The organism is Ochrobactrum sp. BTU2 (assembly GCF_024539785.1).
Classification (GTDB): Bacteria; Pseudomonadota; Alphaproteobacteria; order Rhizobiales; family Rhizobiaceae; genus Brucella; species Brucella anthropi.
Genome location: NZ_JAHWRG010000014.1, coordinates 21,891 through 45,306, shown reverse-complemented (window position 1 = coordinate 45,306; position 23,416 = coordinate 21,891). Strand labels below are relative to the sequence as shown.

Below are 23,416 nucleotides of genomic sequence, written 5' to 3'. Positions count from 1 at the left end.
TGTGAAACTGCCATAAATCTTCTCCTTAATGACAAATAGTCTATTCAAGGAGGCGGAAGCAAACCGTGACAAGTCCAGTTCGAAGTATGGCGGCATGGACGCCTCGATGATCAGCCAGATGAAGGCTCTGGAGGATGAGAACCGGCGGCTGAAGAAGATGTATGCCGAAATGAGCATGCAGGCAGAACTGCTGAAGGAAGCCTTGGGGAAAAAATAACACGGCCGTCTCAACGCCGAGAGATGGCCGGGAAAGCAGTGGCGTTGCACGGGGTGAGCATTGCGCTTGCCTGCCGCACCTTCGAGGTCAGCGAGACCTGCTATCGTTACAGCGCCAAGCTGAACGACGAGAACGGACAGATCGCCGATCTCCTGATCGGACTGACGCGGGCGAAGAAGACCTGGGGCTTTGGCCTGTGTTTTCTTTATCTGCGGAATGTCCGGGGACATCGCTGGAACCACAAGCGCGTCTACCGCATCTACCGCGAGTTGGAGTTGAACCTCAGGATCAAGCCACGCAAGCGTTTGAAGCGGGACAAACCCGATGCCTTGACTGTACCGGATGCGCCGAACCTGGTCTGGTCAATGGACTTCATGGCAGAAAGTTTGGAAGACGGCAGGCAGTTCCGGCTGTTGAATGTCCTGGACGACTTCAACCGTGAGGGGCTAGGGATCGAGGTAGACTTTTCGCTACCCGCCGAGCGCGTGATCCGAAGCCTCAACCAGATCATCGAATGGCGAGGCAAACCGTTCGCCATTCGTGTGGATAATGGACCCGAATACGTCAGTGGCAAACTGATGGAATGGGCTGAAACGCAAGGAATTGCTTTGAGCCACATCCAGCCCGGAAAGCCGCAACGGAACGCTTATGTCGAGCGCTACAACCGCACCGTCCGACATGAATGGCTCGACCAATACATCATTGAAAGTATCGAGGAGGCACAGGAATTCGCCACGCAGTGGCTATGGACCTACAACAATGAACGGCCCAATATGAGCATCGGCGGCATAACGCCCGCACAGAAACTGAAAATGGCCGCGTAAATTCTACTGCAGAGCCCCATTAAAAACGGGGGGATTACCCTCGGATAACTAAATCCTGTTTTCTTATAAATGCATGAACTACCGTGTCGATAATCCCAGTTCCCCCGCTTTACATACTTGGGGAACGAATCTGATCAATTGCACATGAAAGCGATGAAACTATTTGGATAAACGTGCGATAAAATGCACCTTACCCGAATATATGTCTGGAGAAAAAACTCTCCCGTCACTTGTTAGGCGTGCAATGAATTCAGCCCCGCTCGGCTGACGCCTCAAAATATACCTACCTTCTTTCGGAAGAATAAGGCCTTCAGCCAAACGAAAACTACCATCTCTGTAAACTATATTCGCTTCCCAAGTCCTGCCCAGACATCGTTCTGCGGAATTCAGATCGCCTGTGCTCAACGCCTCTCGAACACGCGTGGATGAAAACTCAGATTTTAGCGGAATGACATCGACACTCACTCCATATTTTCCGGCAAGCTCTACCAAAGCGTTGCAATCCCCTTTTCGCGCTGCACCAAAGCGAAAATTTTCACCTACAATCACATGGGAAACATCTAGATTTTGATGGAGCACATGAGACACAAACATATCAGGTGTCAGCGATGCGAACTCTTTATCAAATCTTGGCTCAAAAATATAATCGATACCCAGCATTTCAGCTGTGCGGTGTTTTTGTTCGGGAAGCGCCAGTCTTTCTAAAAGCACATTGGGATTGAAGAACTGGCGCGGATGCGGTTCAACGGACATGATTGCAACCGGACGTGTCTGACCTGCAATTTGCTGAGCTTTGCTGATCAGGAATTGATGGCCTAAATGAAAGCCATCAAAATTTCCCAACGCAATCACACCGCGTGCCAGACGAGTGCCTGCCAGATTGCCATTCCGCACAATCTCGATTGGCTTTATGACAGACTGAGAGACAAACGCGCTTTCGATGAACATGCTTTAGTCCTAACGTCTAGCGTGCTCCGCGTACAAAGCTTTCGCCCAAAGCCTGTGGAAGGCTGGCTTTACGCCCTGCGATCAACAGCACCAGCATTACCATAACGAATGGCAGCATCTGAATGACATCAGTTGGCACGTTAACGCCAGCCACCTGCAAAGCTGTCGCCAGCGACAAACTTGCGCCAAAAAGAAGCGCGCCACCAAGCACCCATAAAGGGCGACCACGGGCCAGCATCGCAAGGACGATCGCGATAAAACCATTGCCGTGACTCATGAAAGGAATGAATACGCCAGCAACCGCCACCGACATGAATGCACCGCCAAGACCGGCAAGTGCGCCCGTTATCAATACCGCGGTACTGCGGGTTCGCACCACATCGACACCCGTTGCATCCAATGCTGCCGGCTTATCGCCCGCCGCCTGCAACGCCGTACCCCAATGGGTCATTCTGTAAACCCATGCAAAAACAGCGACCAGCGCAACAGCCAGATAGACTATTGGATTGTGGTTAAACAGAATGGGACCGATCACCGGAATTTCCGACAATGGCCAGATCGGCCATTTGGCTGCGCCATCCAAACGCGGATAGCTGCGCGAGAATTGTACAAAATGCAGCAATGCAGTTAGACCTTGCACCGCAAGAGTGAGCGCAATGCCGATAACAATCTGATTGAGGCCCAAACGCACACAAAGCAGGGCCATGAATGCTGCAACAAAAGCGCCAGCAGCAGCGCCCCCGACAAAGCCCAGCCCCATATTGCCTGTACTCCAGGCGACAAGAAAGCCAGCATAGGCACCCGCGAGGATCATGCCCTCAAGGCCAATATTGAGTACGCCAGCCTTCTCGGAAAGCTGCTCACCAAGCCCCGCGAGCAAAAGTGGCGTTCCCGCAGCAATTGCCCCGAGAAACAAAGTGATGATGAAACTTTCGGTAAAAAGTGACATTGTCTTTCCTCAGATCTTCGCACGGTATTGGCGGTGTTTGTCGATATATTCAGCCAGCGCCAGCATGATCAGCAATAGTGCAACAATGACCAGCGAGAAGAAGCTCGGCACACCAAGACGACGTGCGGCACTCTCGCCGCCAATTGTCAGCGCAGAAAACAAAAAGACGTAAGCGATTGATCCGAAGCCATTCAAACGGGCAAGGAAAACCAGCGGTACGACGGTGAGGCTATATGCCGGGTTCCAGTCTGCACGCACATTGCCCTGTGTTCCCAAAATATCGACAGCACCAGAGAGACCGGCCAAACCAGCGGAAATTGCAAAGACCGCGATTGTCAGCTTCGGCACAGAAAGGCCCGCATGAACGGCGGCGCGCGGATTTGCGCCCACGAGACGCAATTTCATCCCGAACGATGTTTTCGTCATCATCAGATGCATAGCGATGATAACGACCAGACCCACAATCAAACCCGACGAAATGGTGGTATCAAACAGCTTCGGCAGACGCGCATCGACCGGCAAAGTCCGGGTCTGCGGCGTTGTGGTTGCCGGATCGAGAAAGGCTAGCTTAACCAGAACATTAGCAAGCGAAACACCAAGAAAGCTCATCATCAATGTGGTGATGATTTCATTGATACCATGCCACGCTTTGAGCGTTGCAGGCAAAAGCCCCCAAAGAGCGCCAATCACAAGTCCTATGATCAGACCCAGTGCCAGATTAAGCCAGATCGGAAGTCCTGCAGCATGCATCAAAGGTGTTGTTGCGGCAACGATCACAGCCGCAAGCAGGAATTGCCCATCACCGCCAAGATTCCATATGCCAGCACGGAAAGCGACTATCAGGCTCGCCGCAATCAGCAGAAATGGTCCCATACGCGTGAGTGTGGCCGACAAGCCTGATGGCGATAATATCGCTCGCTCCACAACATAGGCATAATAACTCAATGGGTTAACACCCATAGCCAGGAGGATAAGCCCTCCCAAGATCAAAGCAGCGATCAAAGGACCAATGCTGACAGTCATTATTTTGCCCCAGGCCGCAAAGGGCGAACGCATAGTCGGGCTTACCGCTCCAGCCGTGCCAGCCTGTTGATCGCTCATTCTTTTTCTCCGGTACTCATAAGGCGACCGATTGCATCGCGCGCGCCCACACCATTTTGAACTGTGCCAACGATCCTGCCCTGATCGATCACAGCGACCCGATCCGCCAGTTCAAGAAGCTCATCAAGGTCTGTCGAAATCAGCAAAACCGCTTTGCCAGCATCGGCTGCATCGCGAATGCGCTGTCGTGTGGCACGTATGTTTTTCACATCAAGGCCATAGGTCGGTTTTGCGAAGATAACCGCTTCCGCAGATCCGGTCAGTTCGCGTGCCAACAGTACTTTCTGGATATTGCCGCCCGACAAAGTTCCGACAGGCGTTTGTACATCTGGCGTGCGAATATCAAAATTACGCACATGATCCTGCGCCTGCGAGCGAATGGACTGCGGCTTTTCGATGCCTTTTTTCCAGAAAGGCGAAGCACCAATATCTTTAAGCAAGAAATTGGTAGCGACAGCGAATGTCCCTACGGTCCCTTCGCCCAACCTGTCGTCGGTTACGTAACGCAATCCCGCCGTGCGACGCTCGCCTACTGTTAGCGAGCCAATTTCCGCACCATGCAGCCTCACACTACCCGAACAAGCTGTTTGCCCGGCCAAGGCTTCTGCCAGTTCTTTCTGGCCATTGCCATCAATGCCTGCAATGCCAAGGACTTCCTTCGATCTCAGTACAATGGAAACATCGCGGACCGGAATACGACCCGCGTTCGAATTCAGCTTTAAAACCTCCAGCACAACAGAACCCAATTCGCGGGTAGCGTGATAATCGCTCGCGCTATCGTCAGTCGCTGACTGGCCAAACATTAAACGAATAATATTGGCCGTATTCTGCTGATCGCTATTCTCATTGAGTTCGTCAGGTGTAATTGCACCAGCATTTTTACCAAGGCGCAACACAGAAATCCGGTCGCCATAAGCAAGTGCTTCATTAAGCTTATGGGTGATGAAAATCACCGCCAGCCCTTCAGCAACCAGTCGGCGCATCAATTGCCCGAGAGAAACGGCCTCATTGGGCGTCAGCATGGCAGTTGCCTCATCCAGAATGAGACAGCGACTGCCGCGCATCAAGGCGCGCAAAATTTCGACCTGCTGACGCTCGCCAAGAGAAAGGCTCGAAACCAGCGCAAAAGGATCAACGCGCAAACCGATACGACTTGCTGTTTCATTGATACGTTTCGCAATGCCACTTCGGTCTGGCTTGCGCCACCATGTACCGCCGAGGGTAAAGTTATCGACGACAGTCAGACTTGGCACCAGCATCGAGTGCTGAAACACCGTTCCTATTCCCAATGTGAGGGCGTGACGCGGAGAGGTTATGTTGACCGCCGAGCCGTCAATCTCGATAAATCCTTCGTCTGGCTGCTGTAAGCCTGACAACATGCCGACCAAAGTAGATTTTCCGGCACCATTTTCCCCCAGCAAAACATGAACTTCGCCGGGCCAGATATCTGTGCTGACATTATTATTGGCAATCACTCCGGGAAAGCGTTTGGTTATACCACGCAGACCCACAAATGGCTTTGCCTTAGAATTCGATGGAAAGGCTACGTTTATAACTGACGCCTGCATCTCACTATCCTTCATGCAAATCCGTCTCGTCGCATCTTGACGGGCCGCTTTCAAAGGCGGTCCGGCAAGATGTAAGTTCATTGCTCACAGCATCAAACGCCCCAATTAATGGCATTTTGACGAATGCGACGAGACGAGTTTAAGAGCAGGCTGGCTCACTTGGAGGCGACAGTTTTTACCAGTACGTGAACGCTATCTGCATCAAACTTTGGCTCTACCTTGATAGCGCCCGAAACAACATCAGCCTGCAGAGCTTCCATTTGTTTCCAGACATCATCCGGTATGTTTTTGGTCTTCAGAAGTCGAAGACTGCCATCACTCAGCTTGATGTTATAGTTGTGGCTACCGTATTTTCCGTCCTTCAAATCCTTGATCATCGCAGCATAAACCGGCGTCAGATCCCAGATAACCGAGGAAAGTAGATTGCCTTTGTCAATCGACGTTTTATCGCCGATCACATCAATGAAATAGGCTTTTCCGCCATCGGTGGCAGGTGTCGTCTCAACGGCTTGCAACATACCAAAGCTTGAACCATTGCCCTGTCCGAAGATAATATCGGCACCAGAAGAAATAACCGTTTCCGCCACGCGCTTACCGCCAGCAGCATCGGCATATGCAGCCGGTCCAATCACGGCATAGCGAACTTCAACTTCTGGATTTTCAGCCTTCACGCCTTGCGCAAAAGCAACTGACATGTTGTTCCACGACGGCGGCTCACCGGATACGACGATCCCAACAACCTTGGTTCTGCTCATCTTTGCGGCCAGTCGGCCCGCGAGATATGCACCGTCGCTGCCAGCAGCCGTGTAATCAGCAATCTTGCCTTCAGCAAGCTTGTCCGGGCTATCGACAATAGCGACAGGAATATTCATTTCGGCACCGATTTCCGGTGCGGCTGTATTGTAGCCAGATGCATGTGCAATCAGCAGACCAGCGCCATCTTCAGCAAGTTCGCGCAGTGTCGGGCGAACGTCGCCATAACCAAGATTTTCGGCAACAACCACCTTGACGCCAGCGGCTTCGCCTGCCGCTTTCGCAGCATCGACGCCTTGCTGGTTCCAGCCCATATCAGTTCCCATTTCCGGGGCCAGAATAGCGATGGATGTAATTTCCTCGGCCAAAGCACTACTTGACATCCAGCCACTCAGGGCGAGAGCCAGCACAGCACTACTGACTGTTCCTGCTATTGTTTTTCTCATTTTATTGTTCCCATTTATAGATTTTTGTTGACTATTTAATCAATCCCGGATGATTTTTAAAGTATAACCGGGAGCAATGTTTCAAAATGAAAACTCAACTTACCTTTCTTGCTTTAGCAATTCTTGGCTTTAATACGGCATCTGCCGCAGTTAATGCACAGTCGCTTGATATTACGGTCGAGAACAGTGGCAAAACCGCATTGGTATGCTCTGCTTCAATCGCGCATTGGTTTTCAGCAGACCTCGGTGAAGTCAGCCCTGGCGCCAGCCGATCCTTCAGCTTTGGCGTGGATGTGAAAACGGGCAACGTCTTCCAGCTCAATACAGTCGGCAACGAGATGGCAGTGCAGCGCATCTGGTGTGGCCACAAAGGCAATGACTGGGCAACGCGGGCAGAAATTCCGATGGAACGACGTGCAGGCGTTAGCCCGAAGCCGATCCGTTTACGTTGTGTGGCAGACACCGCAACAACACGATGCACCCCCTCGTGACGAAACCCATTCAAGCTGACTTTTAATCCACCACAGCCTTGCATCTGACGCCTCAGTTACGGAAGGGGAGGTTTTTGAAGCGGATCACTTAGGCGATCTCGGTAACCCAAAAGCCACAACCCCGATTGACAGTGCGAGAATACGATAGCATGATCATACCGTAATACAATAATGAAAAAATCAACTAGAGGCGATTTTACGATTTTTCTTTTATCTTGCTGTATTTAAACAGAAAAATCTGAAATTATGTCAGCAGTATACACGAGAGAGTAAAAAATGCGCACTGCAATTGTCACTGGAGCCAGCCGCGGACTGGGTCGAGCTTTTGCTATCGGACTGGCAAAAGATGGATTCGCACTAAGCCTTTGTGCTCGTGATGGAGCAGCATTGGAAGAAACTGCGGAACTCGTCCGCGCCGCTGGTTCGCCGCAGATCGTCATCGTTGCTGCCGATCTTTCACATGCTGGCGCTGCTGAAAAAGTCGTATCCGAAACGCTCGCTGTAACCGGGCAAATTGATGCGCTCATCAACAATGCTGGCGCAACCAAGCGGGGTGATTTCTTATCGCTAACAGACGAAGATTTTCATGAGGGATTTGCTCTCAAGTTTCATGCAACAGTTCGGTTTTGCCGTGCTGCTTGGGATGCTTTGTCTCAAAGCAAGGGAAACATCGTGAATATATCAGGCGTTGGCGCGCATACGCCTGAGCCCGATTTTACCATCGGTGGATCAGTCAATTCGGCCCTTATCAACTTTACAAAGGCAATTTCCAAACGTGCGCAGGGCACAGGCATGCGGATCAACACGCTCTGTCCCGGCCATATCGTGACTGATCGTTTAAGCCGCCGGATCGAAGTATTGGCAAAAGAACGCAATATTTCCATCGAAGCTGCACGCGAAGAAATCCGCGAGGCGCAAGGCATCCAGCGTTATGGCGAGGCAGACGAAGTTGCAGACGTCGTGCGCTTCCTGTGCAGCCCAGCGGCTGCCTATGTGCATGGCACGGTTATCAATGTCGATGGCGGCGCGACGCAGGGGATATAGAGCGCAAAATGAAAATGCCGGGGCAAAGCCCCGGCATACTAATCAGGCATCAGCCTCTTCGGCAATTCGCTCTCGCAGAATAGCTATTGCAACCTTACCCGCGTTCATGACGTGGTAAGCCGCCGCCTTGCGCGCTTCCTTGCCGCGTCTTGCAGCAAGATGACCAACCACTTCTTCAAGCTCAGCCAGACTCTCACGCGTACGCCCCGGCGCACCAAGCGACGTCGCACGCAAAACCATGACCCGCGCGTTGAGCGATGACAGCGTATGACCAAGCGCTTCATTATGTGCGCCGAAAATCAGGCAATCATAAAAAGCATTCTTGGCTTGCAGGCGTTCCAACGGATCGGTGACTTTGTCACCTTGCTTGAGCACTTCAAAAGCAGCTTTAAGCGCCTCAATATCTTCGTCCGTTGCATTGCGGGCAAAAAGCTCGCAAGCAAGCCCTTCAAGCTCTACACGAACCTGATAGATGCCCTCTGCCTGCTCCGGCTTCAGACGTGCCACAATCGGCCCGCGATGCGGTACGACTTCAACAAGCCCTTCACTTTCGAGCTGACGAAGAGCCTCGCGCACAGCCGTACGGCTGACACCCGTCATCTCACACAGATCGCGCTCTGTAATGCGCTGGCCTGCCGTAAAATATCCCACTGCAATCGAATTGCGGATGCTTTCCGTCACGCTGTGACGCACGGGAGCCGCCGCTTTTATCACTTTAAAATCAATGGGCGGCGTTCGCCCATTCATGGATACAGTCATAAGTTTATACCCCTTTTGGTGTATGGGGACCGGTATTACCGTATTACTATACGCTAATTGCTTGTTTTGAAAGCATCAGATTTCCGACCATGCCTGTTTAACGTGCAAAACTTCAATTTTGTGCCGCTTCTATCACCGCCATCGCAGCCGCAACCCCTGCACCTACATCAATTCCAGAAACGCCCGCAGCCTTGAGACCACCGGCAATTGCCGCAACGGATATCAGCGAATACGGCGGGCGAGCCGTCGGCCCCATGTGCCCGATGCGGGTCAGTTTTCCGAGTGTTTCACCACGACCCGATGAAAAGACGACCCCATAAAGATCGCGAATAGAAGCACGCAGTTTCGCTTCATCAATGCCGTCAGGGATTGCCACGGCTGTACATGTTGCCGAGGCAATCTCTTCGCGTGCCGCCCAGAGTTTCAGTCCTGCTGCCTGCACCCCTGCCCGACAGGTCTTTGCAGTGAGTGCATGGCGCGCCCAGACGTTTTCCTCGCCTTCATCGAGATAAATATCAAGCGCTGCATCAAGCGCGTTGATCTCGGAAACTGAAGGCGTAAACGGAAATGGTCGGTCTGCCCTGTGCGCATCTTTCCAGTCAACAATCGAAAGAATTGAGGCGCGTGGCGCATCAGGATTAGCGGCCATTTTTTCCCATGCAGCGTCGCTTACATGCAACAAGGTCAATCCGGGCGGGCAACCCAGACATTTATTCGGACCCGTTACAAAAACATCCGCAAACGATGTCTCTGGCAGAACATCCATACCACCAAAGGCTGAAACGGAATCCACAATAAACAGCTTGCCCGCAGCCCTTACAACTGCGCCAATTTCGGCAACCGGATTAACTGTTCCAGATGGTGTATCATGGTGACAAATCGAAACCACGGTAACATCAGGCCGTTTCTTCAAGAAATCCGCGACCGCTTCAGCCGTCAGCACTTCGTTGTAGGGAACTGCCAGTTCTACGACTTCTTTTGCGTAGCGTGCCGCCCAATAGCCAAAACCTTTGCCATAAACACCTGAGACGAGATTAAGCACCACATCGCTTTTGGTAATAAGCGAAGCCGCCGCAGCCTCCAGCCCCAACACAGGTTCTCCCTGAAGAATGACCGGCGGTGTATCGGTGTGAAAAGCGCGTTGCACCTTCTCATTCACAGATTCATAAAATGCCAGAAAGGCTGGATCATAATCATAGAGAACAGGGCGCGACAGCGCACGCAGCACTGCCGGATAGGCATCCACCGGGCCGGTGGTCAGCGTGAATATCGGATCGGCAATTTTCCCAAAGCTCATATCGCTCTCCCATTCATATCCGTATTATCTCGTGTCATCGCGAGAAAAGCAGTTCCATCGGCAGCATCTTCGATAGTTTCAAGCGAAGCGATCAGCTTATCGGCATCGAGATCACCCCCGCGCCAGCGCATCTGCGCCCGGAATTTTGCAGCAAGATCGGCATCTGTCATCGGATGATCCAACCCGCCTTTGGCAGCATCAATCCTGTGCCGAATTTTGCGTCCGTCATGCAGCAAAAGACAAACTTCCGCAGCTTCAAATGTAAAGGAAGGATCATCTGAGAAAGATAGCTTTGACGCCAAATCCTTCAATTGTTGATCTTGCACAGCGTGATCAGAAAAAGCTTCAAGATCCGCCCTCCCCCACAGCAAACTAACTGCCACGGCATGTTGCGCACTCACCTGCGAAAGTCTTCCAGTCGTCACATTAGGACGATCTGTGCGCTGCCGCAGCAGCGGATGCCCGATAAATGTTATCGAAGCAATTTCATCTGCTTTGAAATTGCATTGCGCATGAAGTGCAAGACAGGCTTCGATAACCGGATTAAGAACAACGCCGCATGGATAAGGCTTGAAAGTGTTTTTCAACATCTCCCAGCGGCTTCCAAGTCCATCTGTAACGGCTGAAAAATCGGGCGTATCGGAGTGCAGTGCCAAGAACCCTCGTGCACCCTCAAGCGGTGTAGCGGGACCCGTGTAGCCATTGGCGGCCAGTAAAGCAGACATCAAACCAGCGCGTGCAGCCTGCCCTACTGAAAGGCTTTTTGACATGGTGCCAAGCGTTTCAACCGAACCCGCACCTTGCGCCAATGCATGCCCTAAAGCATCGACAAGCTGCGCGGGTGAAAGCTTCAATAATTTACCCGCAGCAAGCGCTGCACCGAATGCGCCACACGTTGATGTAATATGCCAGCCACGCGCATAATGAACCGGGTGCAAGGCATTGCCCAGCCGACAAGTGACTTCCGCCCCGAGAACGAAAGCTTCAATCAGTTTCGATCCTGCTATTGGCTTTCCTTCAGCAGCCAATGTCTCTGCCAATGCCAGAACGGCAGGTGCTACGGGGGCTGACGGATGAATGACTGTCGGAACATGGGTGTCGTCGAAATCAAAAATATTGGCCGAGGCCGCATTGATGTACGCAGCCCAAAGCATATCAGCGCGTTCTGAACGTCCGATCAAGCTTGCCGTTGCAGGCCCTGAAAAAGCTGGCAGCATTGCCACCAGCTTTTGGATTGCAGCTTCATTTGAACCGCCTATCGCCGTGCCCACCATATTGAGCATCGAGCGCCGTCCGGCAGCGCGCACGGCATCAGGCATTGCCGGTGGCGAATGAACAAATTCGGCGAGTGCAGCGCTCAAACCTGTCATGTCATGCGCCAGCAGCTTTGCCGCGCACTTCTGTGCCAGCCCATTGTTCTAGAGGCCGAATGATCGCAGTCATATCTGCATCCGGCCCCAGATCAGCTTTGGTGATGGAAAACAGCATCCGCACGGCATTGCCAACCAGCATCGGCACACCAAGTCGTTCTGCTTCTTCAAGGCAAAGCCGAATATCTTTGAGAGAAAGCGCAATTGCGAAACCAAAATCAAAGCCACGCGGAAGCACAAAACGCGGAATTTTATCAACACTTGCCGATGTGCGACCCGAGCCAGCATTAAGCACTTCGATCATGACATCAGCATCAAGTCCGGCTTTGGCACCCATGACCATCGCTTCAGAAGTGATCGCAAGTGCCGCAGCAGAGCAGATATTGTTGATGAGCTTCATCACCTGCGCCTTACCGGGTTCTTCGGCAACACGGATTACTTTACCAAGCGCCAAAAGCATCGGCTCAACAACACTGAAATGCGCGGATGGCCCCGCAGCCATCAAGGCAAGAGTTCCCTTTTTCGCACCTGCGACACCGCCTGAAACCGGGCTGTCAATCAGGGCAATATTCGCTTCCGACAGGATTTCGGCCAAATCCATTTCAGCTTTTGGGCCGGTCGTCGATAAATCGACAACGCGTTTTACAACACCGGGATTTGCTGCAATGGAGCGTCCAACAGCGAGAACAACTTCAGGTGTTGGGAGAGACAGGAACACGGTTTCTACACGGGCGCAAAGCTCTTCAAGGCTGTTAGCCGCATCTGCTCCTGCATTTGTCAGCGCTGCAACCGCAGCTTCTGCACGATCATTGACCACAAGCTTATAGCCTACACCAATGATCCGCTCCGCCATCGGGCGCCCCATATTACCAAGCCCAATAAAACCCACTTCAGACATTCCGCTCTCCTGTTATCTTGATCCCGCTGTCAGGCAAAAGACCAACCATTATCCACCGGTATTGCTGCACCATTGATGCCTTCGCTGGCAGAGCCGCAAAGAAACAATGCAAGTGCAGTCACCGTATCCATTGGAATAAACTTTCCGCCCGGTTGGCGGGTTGAAAGGAAAAGACGCGTTGCTTCCTCTTCGCTTAAACCTTTTTCAGCAGCCAGCACTTTGATCCGACCGAGTGCTGAATCTGTCGCCATCAGCCCCGGACAAATGGCATTGCAGGTAATTGCCGTTGAAGCCAGTTCAAGCGCGACAGTGCGCGTCAGGCCAATCATCGCGTGTTTGGTGGTCACATAATCCGCGCGTTCTGCAAGAGCGATCAGACTATAAACAGACGCCATATTGATGATCCGCCCCCAGCCACGTTCGCGCATGTTGGGAAGGCAAGCCCGTATCAGCCGAAACGGTGCTGAAAGATTGACCTCAAGCGCACGATCCCAGTCAGAATCCGCCAGCGATTGCACAGGCGAAATTTTACGAATAACCGCATTGTTGATGAGAATGTCGATACTGCCCAAATGCTTTTTAGCATGCTCAACAAGCTGATCTGCGGCCCCCTCTTGTGATAAATCAAGCGCCAAAGCGTCGACCGACTGACCTGTCTGATCAGCCAGAGCCTTTGCAACATCGTTTACTTCCGATCGGATATCGGTGAGGAAAATGCGGTTTCCAGCTTTTGCAAAAACCCGCGCAAGCTCAAGCCCCAACCCTAGCGCTGAACCTGTAATCAGCACACCGCGACCTGCTGCCGAACTCATCGCGCCAGTTCCTCCCACGTCAAAGCCGGCTCGACATCCAATCGAACAACAATGCCGTCAAGCGTTTCCGACGGCGCACAATAGGCGCGCATCACTGCCGGATCGTGCCCCGGCACGATATGATCAAGGGTCGGAGCCAGTTCAATTAATCGCGCATAACCACGAATGAGTGCTGCCTCGTCAAACAATACGGGAAATGGATTCTCACGCTCCATATTGGCGTAAAAATGCGTCGCATCAGACGCAAGAACCACCCAGCCGCGCTTCGTGTAAACGCGAACCGCCTGCAAACCTGCACTATGCCCCGGCACCGAATGCAGCCATATGCCAGGTGAAAGCTCCTTATCGCCACGATGGAACTCAATCCGACCTGCATAAAGATTGCGGATATAATCAACGATGTTTTCAACATCGAATGGCGCACGCGCTTTCGGGTCACACATACATGGGCCTGTCGCATACCCTGCCTCATTGACTTGAAGATGAAAGCGGGCTGACGGAAAAGCACTGACGGTTCCGGCGTGATCATAATGAAGATGCGTGAGAATCACCTCTCTGACTTGGTCGGCATCCACATCCATGAGTCCAAGCGCATCAACGGGACGACGCAAAAGCGTCCGGCCCCGCGTATCTGCTGCTTGCTGCCCAAAACCAGTATCGATGACGTAAATTTCGTCTGCTCGACGCGCCAGCCAGATGAAATAATCCAGATTTTCACCCGACTCATGCGGGTCAGCATAAAGAAAATTATCTTTGGCCGTCCGTCCGACATGAGTGGCATAACGAAGTGCGTAAAGCTCGAAAGGCTCTGGTTTCTCGTTAAAATCTGCCGCGGGAACCGTCATCATTTGCCCACTTTACGTTGATGTTTGCCGAAAACTGCCGAACTTTGTTTTCAGTATGACCGTAATCTTGTCATACAATCTATTGACAGGTCAAGTCCGGCATGTCTAACCTTGGGACAATCAGAACGGCAAAATCAGTCTGAAGCCAGACAACAAAAACGACAGCCGTGCTGCCCACCTTAACGGAGAGATGCATGACTCGTCCCGAATTTAGCGGTGAACAATTCCAGAAAGGGCTGAAGGTCAGACGTGAAGTGCTTGGCGATGGCTATGTAGCGCCCTCACTGGCCAGTGCAGACGATCTGACGGCTCCATTACAAAAGCTGGTCACGGAATGGTGCTGGGGTGAAATCTGGACCCGTCCGGGGCTGGAGCGCAAAACCCGCAGCTTTCTCAACCTTGCAATGCTGACTGCATTGAACCGTCCACATGAAGTAAAAATTCATGTGCGCGGCGCTCTGAATAACGGCGTTACGGAAGAAGAAATCGTCGAAGTTATTCTTCAGGCTGCGATCTATTGTGGCGTACCCGCCGCACTCGATTCCATGCGTGTTGCAACGGAAGTCATCCGTCAGATGCGCGACGAAAAGGCCGCAGGCGCCTGATCGAAATACCGAAAACGCTCAATAAAAACGGGGAACACCCGCGATTCCAATTGCAATAGGAGGCCCATGTGACACAGGGAACAGCAGCAAAAATCGCAAGTCAGCCGCATCGGTTGAAGACAGGCGAAGAATACAAAGAGTCGCTCAAAGATAATCGCCAGATTTGGGTCGGCGGTCAGAAACTCAATTCCGTTTATGACGAACCTGCACTCGCGAAAGGTATCGACCTTCTCGCCTCGATGTTCGATGATCAGTTTACTGAAGAACATGCTGACGCCACCACCTATTATGATGAGAAGGCAGGCGCAGTCCTAAGCCGTTCATGGCAGATTCCGCGCACCAAGGAAGATCTTGCCGCGCGTCGCCGAATGATCGAGTACACCTCGCTCAAGACCGCAGGTACCTTTGGTCGCCCGCCGGATCTTGCACCATCAATCGTTGTCGGCCTTTACGCCTATATGCCGACCTTCAAGAAAAAGAAGTCGCTGATTGAAGGTATCGACCCGGATTTTGCGGAAAACATCGAACGCTATATGGAATATGGTCAGAACAACAATCTGACCGCATCGGAAAGCCTCGCAGGGCCACAGGCTGACCGCTCGTCGCCAAAAGCTTCGGAAGCATCGCTGCTCAAGGCCCGCAAAGTCACCAAAGATGGTGTTTACATCTACGGTGCAAAAACCGTAGGTTCGATTGCCGCACAGGCAAACGATATTTTCTTCACCAATCTCGGCGGCATTCAGGAAACACCGGCAGATGCCTGCATCTGGGGTTCGGTTCCAATCGACACGCCCGGCATCAAGATGATCTCGCGTGAGATGGTCTCGCAGCCGTTGACGAGCAAGTTCGATCATCCGGTCGCAAGCCTTGGTGAAGAAGCCGACCAGTTCATCGTGTTCGATAACGTGTTCGTTCCGAAAGAACGCCTGTTCAACCTCGGCGACCCAACGGCCATGAGCTATTATGGACCTGTCTGCGTGTTCGCTCACTGGCACGTTCTGACGCGTCTTGCTGTGAAGGCCGAATTGTTTGTCGGCGCAGGCCAGATGGTTCTCGACTATCTGGGCACAGGCAAAATTCCTGCCGTCCAGATGATGCTCGGACAGCTCGTCGAATATGCGCAGACACTTCGTGCGTTCGTGACAGCAGCAGAAGCACTCGCAGTTCCGACCGAAGGCGACGTCATGCGTCCGGACGTTGGCATGCTGACTGCCGGTCGCCTTTATTCGATCGAAAACTATCCGAAGATCATCCATATCCTTCAGGAAATGTGTGGTCAGGGACTAGTGATGCGCTTTGGCAAAAAAGCGTTCGACAATCCGGAAGTCGGCCACTTCCTGCATGAATTGCTGCCCGGACATGGCGTTTCGGCAATGGTCAAAGAGCAGCTGATGAACTTCATCTGGGATATGACATCCGGCTCGCTGGCTGGCCGCGTCGCCCTGTTTGAAAACGTCAACGCAACGCCTGCACCGGCTCTTCGCGCACGACTCTATAACGAAGTCAAACGCGATGGTTATGTTGCTCAGGTGAAGAAAATCGCTGGCATCGAATAGACCCTGCATGCCCTGCCCGGTGAAAATCGGGCGGGGTTCTTCCTTTCGGGAATATTGGAGATTGCGATGGATCACGCCACGCTTGTCGACCAGTTTTATGAAGCCTACGCGTCACGCGATGCGGAAGCTGCCGCATCTCTTTATCATGCTGATGGCTGGCATGAAGAAGTTGCAATGGGAAAGCGCCGCGAAGGTCATTCAGCACTTTCAAAAGGGCTGACCGGCTTCTGGCGCATGTTGCCGGATGTTGCATGGGAGCGCCGTGGATATATTCGCGCAGGCAATCAGATTGCAGTCCCCTACCACATGACCGGAACTTTCACACCACGCGCAGAGAATACCACACCGCGCAAGATCGCGCTTGATGGTTTACATATTTTTGAAGTCAGCGATGGGCTGCTGACCGGCACAAAAGATATGTGGGATCTCGACCTCTTTAAAGCGCAGATGGGTTGAGACGATGGACGATCTGGCAACAAAAGACGGCATCGCAATCGGTGAACTGATTTCAAAAGGTGAAATCAGCGCAACCGAAGTGCTTGAAGCAAGCATTGAACGAATAGAGCGGCTTAACCCGCAACTGAATGCTGTTGTGCACGCACATTTCGACCTAGCCCGGCAGCAAGTCAAAGATGGACTGGCAAAAAGCCCGCTTTCCGGTGTGCCTATGCTTCTCAAGAATACTGGCTTTGAAGCAGAAGGAATGCTGCTGTCGAGTGGCTCTGAGTTGCTGCGCAACGTGATCAGCAAACGAGATTCTACGATCACAGCACGCTACAAGGCAGCTGGTATGGTAATCTTAGGCAAATCCAATACGCCGGAATTTGCTTTGAGCTTTACCAGTGAGCCAGAAGCTTTCGGCCCAACGCGCAACCCATGGGATTTAAGCCGCACGGCTGGCGGATCGTCTGGTGGCTCCACCGCAGCCGTTGCAAGCGGCATGGTGCCACTTGCCAACAGTTCCGACGGCGCAGGCTCAACACGCCTCCCCGCAAATCATTGCGGATTGTTCGGTTTCAAGCCATCGCGATTGGTCAATCCCGTTGGTCCCGTTGCCGCAGAAGCTATCGGCGGCATGTCCACGCCCCACGCAGTTACATGGTCAGTGCGCGACAATGCGGCGATGCTGGATATTTCTGGCGGCAGCGATCTGGGTGATCCATGGGCCTCACCGTACATTTCCGAAAACTATCTCTCAGCGCTCGATAAAACGCCACCACGTTTCAAAGTAGCGATGATTGCCGATGCGCCTGACGGCAGCCCCATTGCACCTGAAATGGTCGAAAGCATATGCGAAACGGCCAAATTACTTGAGGACCTCGGTCATCATGTCGAAGAAGTCGCTGATGCGGGCTATGATGCGGAAGCTCTGAAAGCAGCGTGGCGGATCGTTGTAGGCGTGAATGTCGCTCTGGGCGTGACGGGCGGTGATGCCACATCAGCCAACATCTCCAAACTTGAACCGGTCAATCAGGAGTGGGTACACGAAGCACTCGCAATTCCCGGTACGCGCTACCTCTGGGCCATCAATCAGCTTCATGCGTCTTCACGTGCAATGGCGAAGTTCTTCAGCCAATATGATATCATGCTGACCCCTGCTGCAGCCGAACCCGCTCCCCTGTTGGGTAAGCTTGCAGGTAAAGGCCAAAGCATTGATGCATTTTATGATCAGTTCTGGTCGCACTCTCCCTTTACCGCTGTTTTCAACGCGTCCGGCTGCCCCGCAATGTCTGTTCCACTTGGCATGAGTCCATCAGGCCTGCCGATTGGCTCGCATATTGGAGCGGGCTTTGGAAAAGACGCATTGCTCTTTTCCCTCGCAGCAGAGTTGGAGCGTGCGGCTCCGTGGATCAACCGGCGTCCAGCGATTTTTGGCTAAGGAAAGCACCATGAAAAACTCAGAAATCCTTACCCTGAATGCTCGCGAAATCGCTGCCGCCGTCAACGCCAAGACGCTTTCCGCCCGCGCAGTTACAGAAGCCTGCCTCGAAGCAATCGCCGAAAAAGACGGGCCGGTACAGGCATGGGAATATCTCAATATCGAACAGGTACGCACCAATGCCGACCGTTTTGACAGCAACGGAATCACAGGAACTCTCGCCGGTGTTCCGATTGGCGTAAAAGATGTGATTGATACGATCGACATGCCAACTGGTTATGGCACACCCATCTATAAAGGCTTTCAACCGCCATGGGATGCGCCCGCGGTGCAGATCGCTAAAAATTCCGGCGGACTGATTTTAGGTAAGACAGTCAGCACAGAACTTGCCATGGCAAGCCCCAACAAAACCCGCAATCCGCATAATCCAACACACACACCCGGCGGTTCGTCGTCCGGTTCCTGTGCAGCGGTTGCAGCGGGCATGGTGCCGCTGGCATTTGGTACACAAACGTCGGGTTCTGTTATCCGCCCGGCAAGTTTTTGTGGTGTGACGGCTTTCAAACCAACTTTCGGCGCGATCAATACCGTCGGCATAAAAGTTCTCTGCCACGGACTTGATACGCTCGGTATCATCGCACGCAACATCGGCGATGCAACCCATTGTGCAGCAGCACTCAGCGGACGTTCTGAACTCGCAAACCTCACTCCAACAGCGCGACCACGCATCGGTGTGCTGCTCGGAACTCGGCTTGAAAAAGCTGAAGGCTATGCAATCGAAACCGTTAACCAGCTCGCATCCATTGCCGGCGCAGCAGGCGCTGAGTTGACTTTTATTCCAGCGCCAAGCTGGTTTGACGGTATCTTCGATCTACATGAAGCTGTCATGGGCTGGGAAGTCACTCAATCGCTTGCTTCCGAAATCAGCCATAACTGGAACGAATTGACTCCCGTTACCCGCGTCATGCTCGAAGATCAGGGCCGCATAGACGAAGCCCGCTATCGTGCAGCAATGCATGAAATTCCGGGAATTCGCTCCATGATGGATGCAATCTTATCCCGCTTCGACGCTGTCCTTACACTTGCCGCTCCCGGCGAAGCCCCTCAGGGTATGCCGACTGGCGACCCTATCTTCAACCGCCTCTGGAGCGTTTTGCAGGTGCCCCTCATCTGTCTGCCGGTGTCCAAAGGGCCCAAAGGCCTGCCAGTCGGCGTTCAACTCGTCGGTGCCCGCGGCGCAGATTATCGCCTTGCCTCGGCGGCACTTTTTCTGGAAACCGCAATCGCTGAGAAAGGAGGCACATTATGAGCCATCCCCAAACGGATCAGCTAACCGATGATTTTCGCACCGCGATGCGACAGCTTGCAGCTACCGTCAACATTATCACCGCCGGTGAAGGTGAAACCCGGCGTGGACTAACGGCGACAGCCGTTTGTTCCATGTCAATCACGCCACCGTCGATGCTTGTCTGTGTCAATCGCTTTGGCGAAGCACATAAGGCAATCACTGCGGCTGGCAGTTTCTGCGTCAATATTCTCGCCGATGCCCAAAGGGAAATCGCCATGCGCTTTGCTGGCCAGATCGGCGAGATGGGCGAGGACAAATTTGCTCCCTATAGCTGGACGCATCTTGCAACCGGCGCACCTGCGCTTGATCTGGCAATGGCAAACCTCGACTGCGAAATCGCATCCGTTTCAGAAACAGAGAGCCACTCAATCTTTATCGGTAAGGTTAAGGCCATTCGATTTGGCCCGGAGACTTCGCCACTGCTTCACTACAACCGCAACTTCTTCACGCTGGCCAATCAGACCGCGTTATAAGACACCAAATCAAAGGGAGCTGACTGCGACCACAATAATAAAAATGTACGGTTTTCCCAAACCAAAGCACTCGTGGATGCAGCGATCAAACAAACGGGCAAGTGCCCAACGGAGGTATCTATCATGTCTATCAGTGACGCACAGTTCTTGAAGGGCTGGAGACAGGTGCTCGAAAGGTGCAACCTGAAAGCTGGCGAGCAGGTTACAATTCTGACAAGCGACGACAGCAACAAACAGATTGCTTATATCGCCAAGCTCGCCGCTTCTGATCTGGGCGCTGTCGTTACCGAACTTAACCTTGCGCCTGTGAACAGCGAAAAGGCCATCTCGCCGGATAAATCCGGCTATATCGGCAAGACACCGCTGGACGGCAATAATGCTGCACTCGCCTGCCTCAAAGCATCCGATCTTGTCATCGACACATTGCAGCTTTTGTTCTCAAAAGAGCAGGAACAGGTACTGAAAACCGGTACGCGCATGTTGCTTGCTGTTGAGCCTCCGGCAATCATGATGCGCCAGATCCCGCGCCCGGAAGACAAGCTGCGCGTCCTTGCCGCTGCCAAAAAAATTGGTGCTGCTAAAGAAATGCATGTCACCTCAAAAGCTGGCACAGATTTCCGCTGTCGTCTTGGTCAGTATCCGGTGCTTACACAATATGGCCTTGCCGACGAGCCGGGCCGCTGGGACCATTGGCCAAGTTGCTTTTCCGCACGCTGGCCGGATGAAGGCAGTGCCGAAGGTACAATCGTTATCGACGAAGGCGACATTCTGCTGCCGTTCAAAAAATATGCCCGCTCGCCAATTACCGTTACCATTGAAAAAGGCTTCATTGTTGACATCAAAGGCGGCTATGATGCTGAATTCATGCGCAAATTCATGGAAAGCTTCAATGATCCGCGCGCTTATGCCATGGCGCATGTCGGCTGGGGACTTGAAAACCGCGCGAACTGGACCGTTCTTGGCCTATACAACCCCGAAGCACAGCTCGGCATGGATGCGCGCTCTTTTGCAGGCAATTTCCTGTGGTCATCCGGGCCAAATACGGAAGCTGGCGGAGATCGCGATACGCCATGCCACCTCGACATTCCGCTGCGCAATTGCTCCGTTTCGCTCGATGGCGAAGTGATGACGCTGGAAGGTGCAGTTATTCCTGCAGATCAGAAGTAAGACCATGGCACAATATGATGTGGCAATTATCGGGGCCGGCTCTGCCGGCGCCCTTATCGCGGCGCGTCTCAGCGAGAACCCTGCGCGCAATGTTTTGCTGATTGAAGCGGGTGAAACGCCTTCCGACCCAGATATTTTGAAGCCATCCATGTGGCCCGCCATCCAGCATCGCAGCTATGACTGGGACTACAGGACAACACCGCAGAAACACGCAGCAGGCAGAAGCTTTGCATGGGCACGCGGCAAGGGGCTTGGAGGATCAAGCCTGCTCCACGCCATGGGCTATATGCGAGGACACCCGGCTGATTTCACCCCCTGGGCAGAAGCCACAGGTGATGAGCGCTGGAGCTGGCAAGGTCTTCTGCCATCTTTCATGGCAAACGAAGACCATATGTTTGGAGGTGATGGTATCCACGGCAAAGATGGTCCAATGCCAGTGTGGATTCCAGATGACGAAGTAAGTCCACTCGCACGGGCATTCATGTCAGCGGGCAACGCCCTCGGCTTGCCGCGCATCTCTGGCCATAATACTGGCCAAATGATTGGGGTTACACCCAATTCCCTGATGATCCGTGAGGGACGCCGCATCACTGTCGCAGAAGCATGGCTTACGCCCGAAGTCTGTGCTCGACCAAACCTGACGATCAGGACTGCCACGCTCACGCGCTATCTCAAACTGGAAAAATCGCGTGCTTCCGCAATTGAACTGGCAGGTCCCGAAGGTCTTTCCACCATTACGGCAAGCGAAATCATCCTGTCTGCCGGTTCATTGGAAAGCCCTGCATTGTTGATGCGTTCTGGCATAGGGCGTGAAGACGTACTCCGCGAGGCCGGCGTGACCTGCCACATCAAGGCGCCAGAACTCGGACTTAATCTGATGGATCATCTGCTTGGCGCGGGTAATCTTTATGCCACGAAAAAACATTTGCCTCCGTCACGTCTGCAACACTCTGAAAGCATGGCTTATATGCGTGCAGGAGATTTTTCAGCTGATGGCCAACCAGAAATCGTGGTCGGATGTGGCGTTGCACCGATTGTTTCTGAATGCTTCAATGCGCCTGCCCCGGGCAGCGCCTACTCTTTCCTTTTTGGTGTTACCCACCCTACAAGCCGGGGTGAAATACGAATAACCGGATCACAACCAAACGATCCCTTACACATAGACCCATGTTACTTACAGACTGAAAATGACAGGAAACTCTTCCGTGCAGCACTTACCGCTGCACGCGAAATCGGGCAGCATTCTGAACTGGATGCATGGCGAGACCATGAAATGTTTCCGGGTCCACTTGCAACCAACGACGAGATAGACGCTTTCATTGCCGAGGCTGTCATCACCCATCACCATCCTTCAGGAACCTGTCGAATGGGCAAAGATGAAATGTCGGTCGTGGATGCAAACCTCCGCCTACGTGGATTAGACAATCTCTATGTTGTTGACGGCTCGGTTCTGCCAAGCCTAACCGCCGGACCAATCCATGCTGCTGTTCAGGCAATTGCTGAAAATTTTGCAATCTGTTTCAATTGAATTCATGTAGGCTCGCAGTATTAAAGGCACCGTTACGTTAACCTGAGAGTCAACGTAACTCACTCTTTGACGCATTTTCTATGCAGATTTCAGGCAAGCGATTTCACGCCACATGTTGTTGGCGGTTTGTCGTAACTCACGATGATCGGCGGCGTTGAACTGGTTGCGGGGAAAGTGATGCAGATTGTAAATGGGATCATGTATCGACGTAAAGCGTTGCACATGCCGCGCTGATTTAAAGCGCTTCATGACACACTCTCGTCGTCGGATCGGCTGATGCGAATTCTCTGCCCGATTGTTTAAACCCTTATGCTGACGATGATCGCAAACGCTCAGGCCGATCTCAAGATTTGCAGCACCGTAAGAACCCAGCTTATCGTTCACCATGACGCGAGGCGAACAGCCTTGCTCAGATAAGAGTTTACGAATAAAGCGCTTGGCAGCCTTGGTATTGCGGTGTTCTTGCACGAGGACTTCAAGGACAAACCCATCCTGATCAACCGCGCGCCAAAGAAGGGGTCGTTTGCAGGAGGGGGCG

General features: G+C 52.7%; 21 protein-coding genes and 2 pseudogenes. 11 read left to right on the top strand and 12 right to left on the bottom strand.

What is annotated here, in order from left to right; all coding sequences use genetic code 11:
• Positions 1 to 79 precede the first annotated feature (79 nt).
• Positions 80 to 1,041: pseudogene (locus KWJ32_RS23770) on the top strand (IS3 family transposase); the annotation flags it as partial.
• Positions 1,042 to 1,200: 159 nt separating this feature from the next.
• On the opposite strand, the gene KWJ32_RS23765 reads toward KWJ32_RS23770, so the two are convergent.
• From KWJ32_RS23765 to KWJ32_RS23745, 5 genes are all read right to left on the bottom strand, one after another.
• The gene (locus KWJ32_RS23765; RefSeq protein ID WP_256886345.1) at positions 1,201 to 1,989 is read right to left on the bottom strand and encodes an FAD synthetase family protein; all 789 of its coding nucleotides are present in this window, start codon (positions 1,987 to 1,989) and stop codon (positions 1,201 to 1,203) included.
• 16 nt (positions 1,990 to 2,005) lie between these two features.
• A complete protein-coding gene (locus KWJ32_RS23760; protein ID WP_256886344.1) occupies positions 2,006 to 2,938 on the bottom strand; it encodes an ABC transporter permease in 933 nt (310 codons plus the stop codon).
• A 9-nt stretch (positions 2,939 to 2,947) separates the two neighbouring features.
• Entirely contained in the window at positions 2,948 to 4,039 is a 1,092-nt protein-coding gene (locus tag KWJ32_RS23755; protein ID WP_256886343.1) for an ABC transporter permease, read from the bottom strand.
• Entirely contained in the window at positions 4,036 to 5,661 is a 1,626-nt protein-coding gene (locus tag KWJ32_RS23750; protein ID WP_256886342.1) for an ABC transporter ATP-binding protein, read from the bottom strand. The genes KWJ32_RS23755 and KWJ32_RS23750 overlap by 4 nt, the downstream gene beginning before the upstream one ends.
• Before the next feature lie 101 nt (positions 5,662 to 5,762).
• Positions 5,763 to 6,806, bottom strand: coding sequence for a BMP family protein (locus tag KWJ32_RS23745; protein ID WP_256886341.1), 1,044 nt, complete (start codon positions 6,804 to 6,806; stop codon positions 5,763 to 5,765).
• Positions 6,807 to 6,892: 86 nt separating this feature from the next.
• Here KWJ32_RS23745 and KWJ32_RS23740 point away from each other — a divergent pair, with 86 nt between their 5' ends.
• Positions 6,893 to 7,297: a hypothetical protein gene (locus KWJ32_RS23740; RefSeq protein WP_256886340.1), complete on the top strand. Its 405-nt coding sequence runs from the start codon at positions 6,893 to 6,895 to the stop codon at positions 7,295 to 7,297.
• Between the two features lie 276 nt (positions 7,298 to 7,573).
• Positions 7,574 to 8,341 (top strand): SDR family oxidoreductase, encoded by a 768-nt coding sequence (locus tag KWJ32_RS23735; RefSeq protein ID WP_256886339.1) that lies wholly within the window; start codon positions 7,574 to 7,576, stop codon positions 8,339 to 8,341.
• Positions 8,342 to 8,383: 42 nt separating this feature from the next.
• On the opposite strand, the gene KWJ32_RS23730 is transcribed toward KWJ32_RS23735, so the two are convergent.
• From KWJ32_RS23730 to KWJ32_RS23705, 6 genes are all read right to left on the bottom strand, one after another.
• Positions 8,384 to 9,034, bottom strand: coding sequence for a GntR family transcriptional regulator (locus KWJ32_RS23730; protein WP_256886338.1), 651 nt, complete (start codon positions 9,032 to 9,034; stop codon positions 8,384 to 8,386).
• A gap of 178 nt (positions 9,035 to 9,212) precedes the next feature.
• Positions 9,213 to 10,397, bottom strand: coding sequence for an alanine--glyoxylate aminotransferase family protein (locus KWJ32_RS23725; protein ID WP_256886337.1), 1,185 nt, complete (start codon positions 10,395 to 10,397; stop codon positions 9,213 to 9,215).
• Positions 10,394 to 11,767 (bottom strand): MmgE/PrpD family protein, encoded by a 1,374-nt coding sequence (locus KWJ32_RS23720; protein WP_256886336.1) that lies wholly within the window; start codon positions 11,765 to 11,767, stop codon positions 10,394 to 10,396. Before KWJ32_RS23720 ends, KWJ32_RS23725 begins: the two co-directional genes overlap by 4 nt.
• A 1-nt stretch (position 11,768) precedes the next feature.
• Entirely contained in the window at positions 11,769 to 12,665 is an 897-nt protein-coding gene (locus KWJ32_RS23715; protein WP_256886335.1) for an NAD(P)-dependent oxidoreductase, read from the bottom strand.
• 29 nt (positions 12,666 to 12,694) lie between these two features.
• Positions 12,695 to 13,477 carry an SDR family NAD(P)-dependent oxidoreductase gene (locus KWJ32_RS23710; RefSeq protein ID WP_256886334.1) on the bottom strand — a complete coding sequence of 261 codons (783 nt, stop codon included), beginning with the start codon at positions 13,475 to 13,477 and terminating at the stop codon, positions 12,695 to 12,697.
• Positions 13,474 to 14,325 (bottom strand): N-acyl homoserine lactonase family protein, encoded by an 852-nt coding sequence (locus KWJ32_RS23705; protein ID WP_256886333.1) that lies wholly within the window; start codon positions 14,323 to 14,325, stop codon positions 13,474 to 13,476. The genes KWJ32_RS23710 and KWJ32_RS23705 overlap by 4 nt, the downstream gene beginning before the upstream one ends.
• A gap of 191 nt (positions 14,326 to 14,516) precedes the next feature.
• On the opposite strand from KWJ32_RS23705, the gene KWJ32_RS23700 reads away from it, so the two are divergent.
• The 8 genes from KWJ32_RS23700 to KWJ32_RS23665 all read left to right on the top strand — a co-directional run bounded on the left by KWJ32_RS23700 (position 14,517) and on the right by KWJ32_RS23665 (position 22,878).
• Positions 14,517 to 14,927, top strand: coding sequence for a carboxymuconolactone decarboxylase family protein (locus KWJ32_RS23700; protein ID WP_256886332.1), 411 nt, complete (start codon positions 14,517 to 14,519; stop codon positions 14,925 to 14,927).
• 68 nt (positions 14,928 to 14,995) lie between these two features.
• On the top strand, positions 14,996 to 16,483 hold the full coding sequence (locus KWJ32_RS23695; protein ID WP_256886331.1) for a 4-hydroxyphenylacetate 3-hydroxylase N-terminal domain-containing protein: 1,488 nt from the start codon (positions 14,996 to 14,998) through the stop codon (positions 16,481 to 16,483).
• A gap of 66 nt (positions 16,484 to 16,549) precedes the next feature.
• Complete coding sequence (locus KWJ32_RS23690) at positions 16,550 to 16,939, top strand: nuclear transport factor 2 family protein (RefSeq protein WP_256886330.1); 390 nt, start codon at positions 16,550 to 16,552, stop codon at positions 16,937 to 16,939.
• A gap of 4 nt (positions 16,940 to 16,943) precedes the next feature.
• Positions 16,944 to 18,362, top strand: coding sequence for an amidase (locus tag KWJ32_RS23685; protein WP_256886329.1), 1,419 nt, complete (start codon positions 16,944 to 16,946; stop codon positions 18,360 to 18,362).
• 10 nt (positions 18,363 to 18,372) lie between these two features.
• Positions 18,373 to 19,671, top strand: a complete 1,299-nt coding sequence (locus KWJ32_RS23680) for an amidase (protein ID WP_256886328.1) — start codon at positions 18,373 to 18,375, stop codon at positions 19,669 to 19,671.
• Positions 19,668 to 20,183: a flavin reductase family protein gene (locus KWJ32_RS23675; protein ID WP_256886327.1), complete on the top strand. Its 516-nt coding sequence runs from the start codon at positions 19,668 to 19,670 to the stop codon at positions 20,181 to 20,183. Before KWJ32_RS23680 ends, KWJ32_RS23675 begins: the two co-directional genes overlap by 4 nt.
• 123 nt (positions 20,184 to 20,306) lie before the next feature.
• A complete protein-coding gene (locus tag KWJ32_RS23670) occupies positions 20,307 to 21,350 on the top strand; it encodes a 2,5-dihydroxypyridine 5,6-dioxygenase (RefSeq protein ID WP_256886326.1) in 1,044 nt (347 codons plus the stop codon).
• A gap of 4 nt (positions 21,351 to 21,354) precedes the next feature.
• On the top strand, positions 21,355 to 22,878 hold the full coding sequence (locus tag KWJ32_RS23665; RefSeq protein WP_256886325.1) for a GMC family oxidoreductase: 1,524 nt from the start codon (positions 21,355 to 21,357) through the stop codon (positions 22,876 to 22,878).
• Positions 22,879 to 22,956: 78 nt separating this feature from the next.
• On the opposite strand, the pseudogene KWJ32_RS23660 reads toward KWJ32_RS23665, so the two are convergent.
• A pseudogene (locus tag KWJ32_RS23660) lies at positions 22,957 to 23,403 on the bottom strand (DDE-type integrase/transposase/recombinase); the annotation flags it as partial.
• Positions 23,404 to 23,416 lie beyond the last annotated feature (13 nt).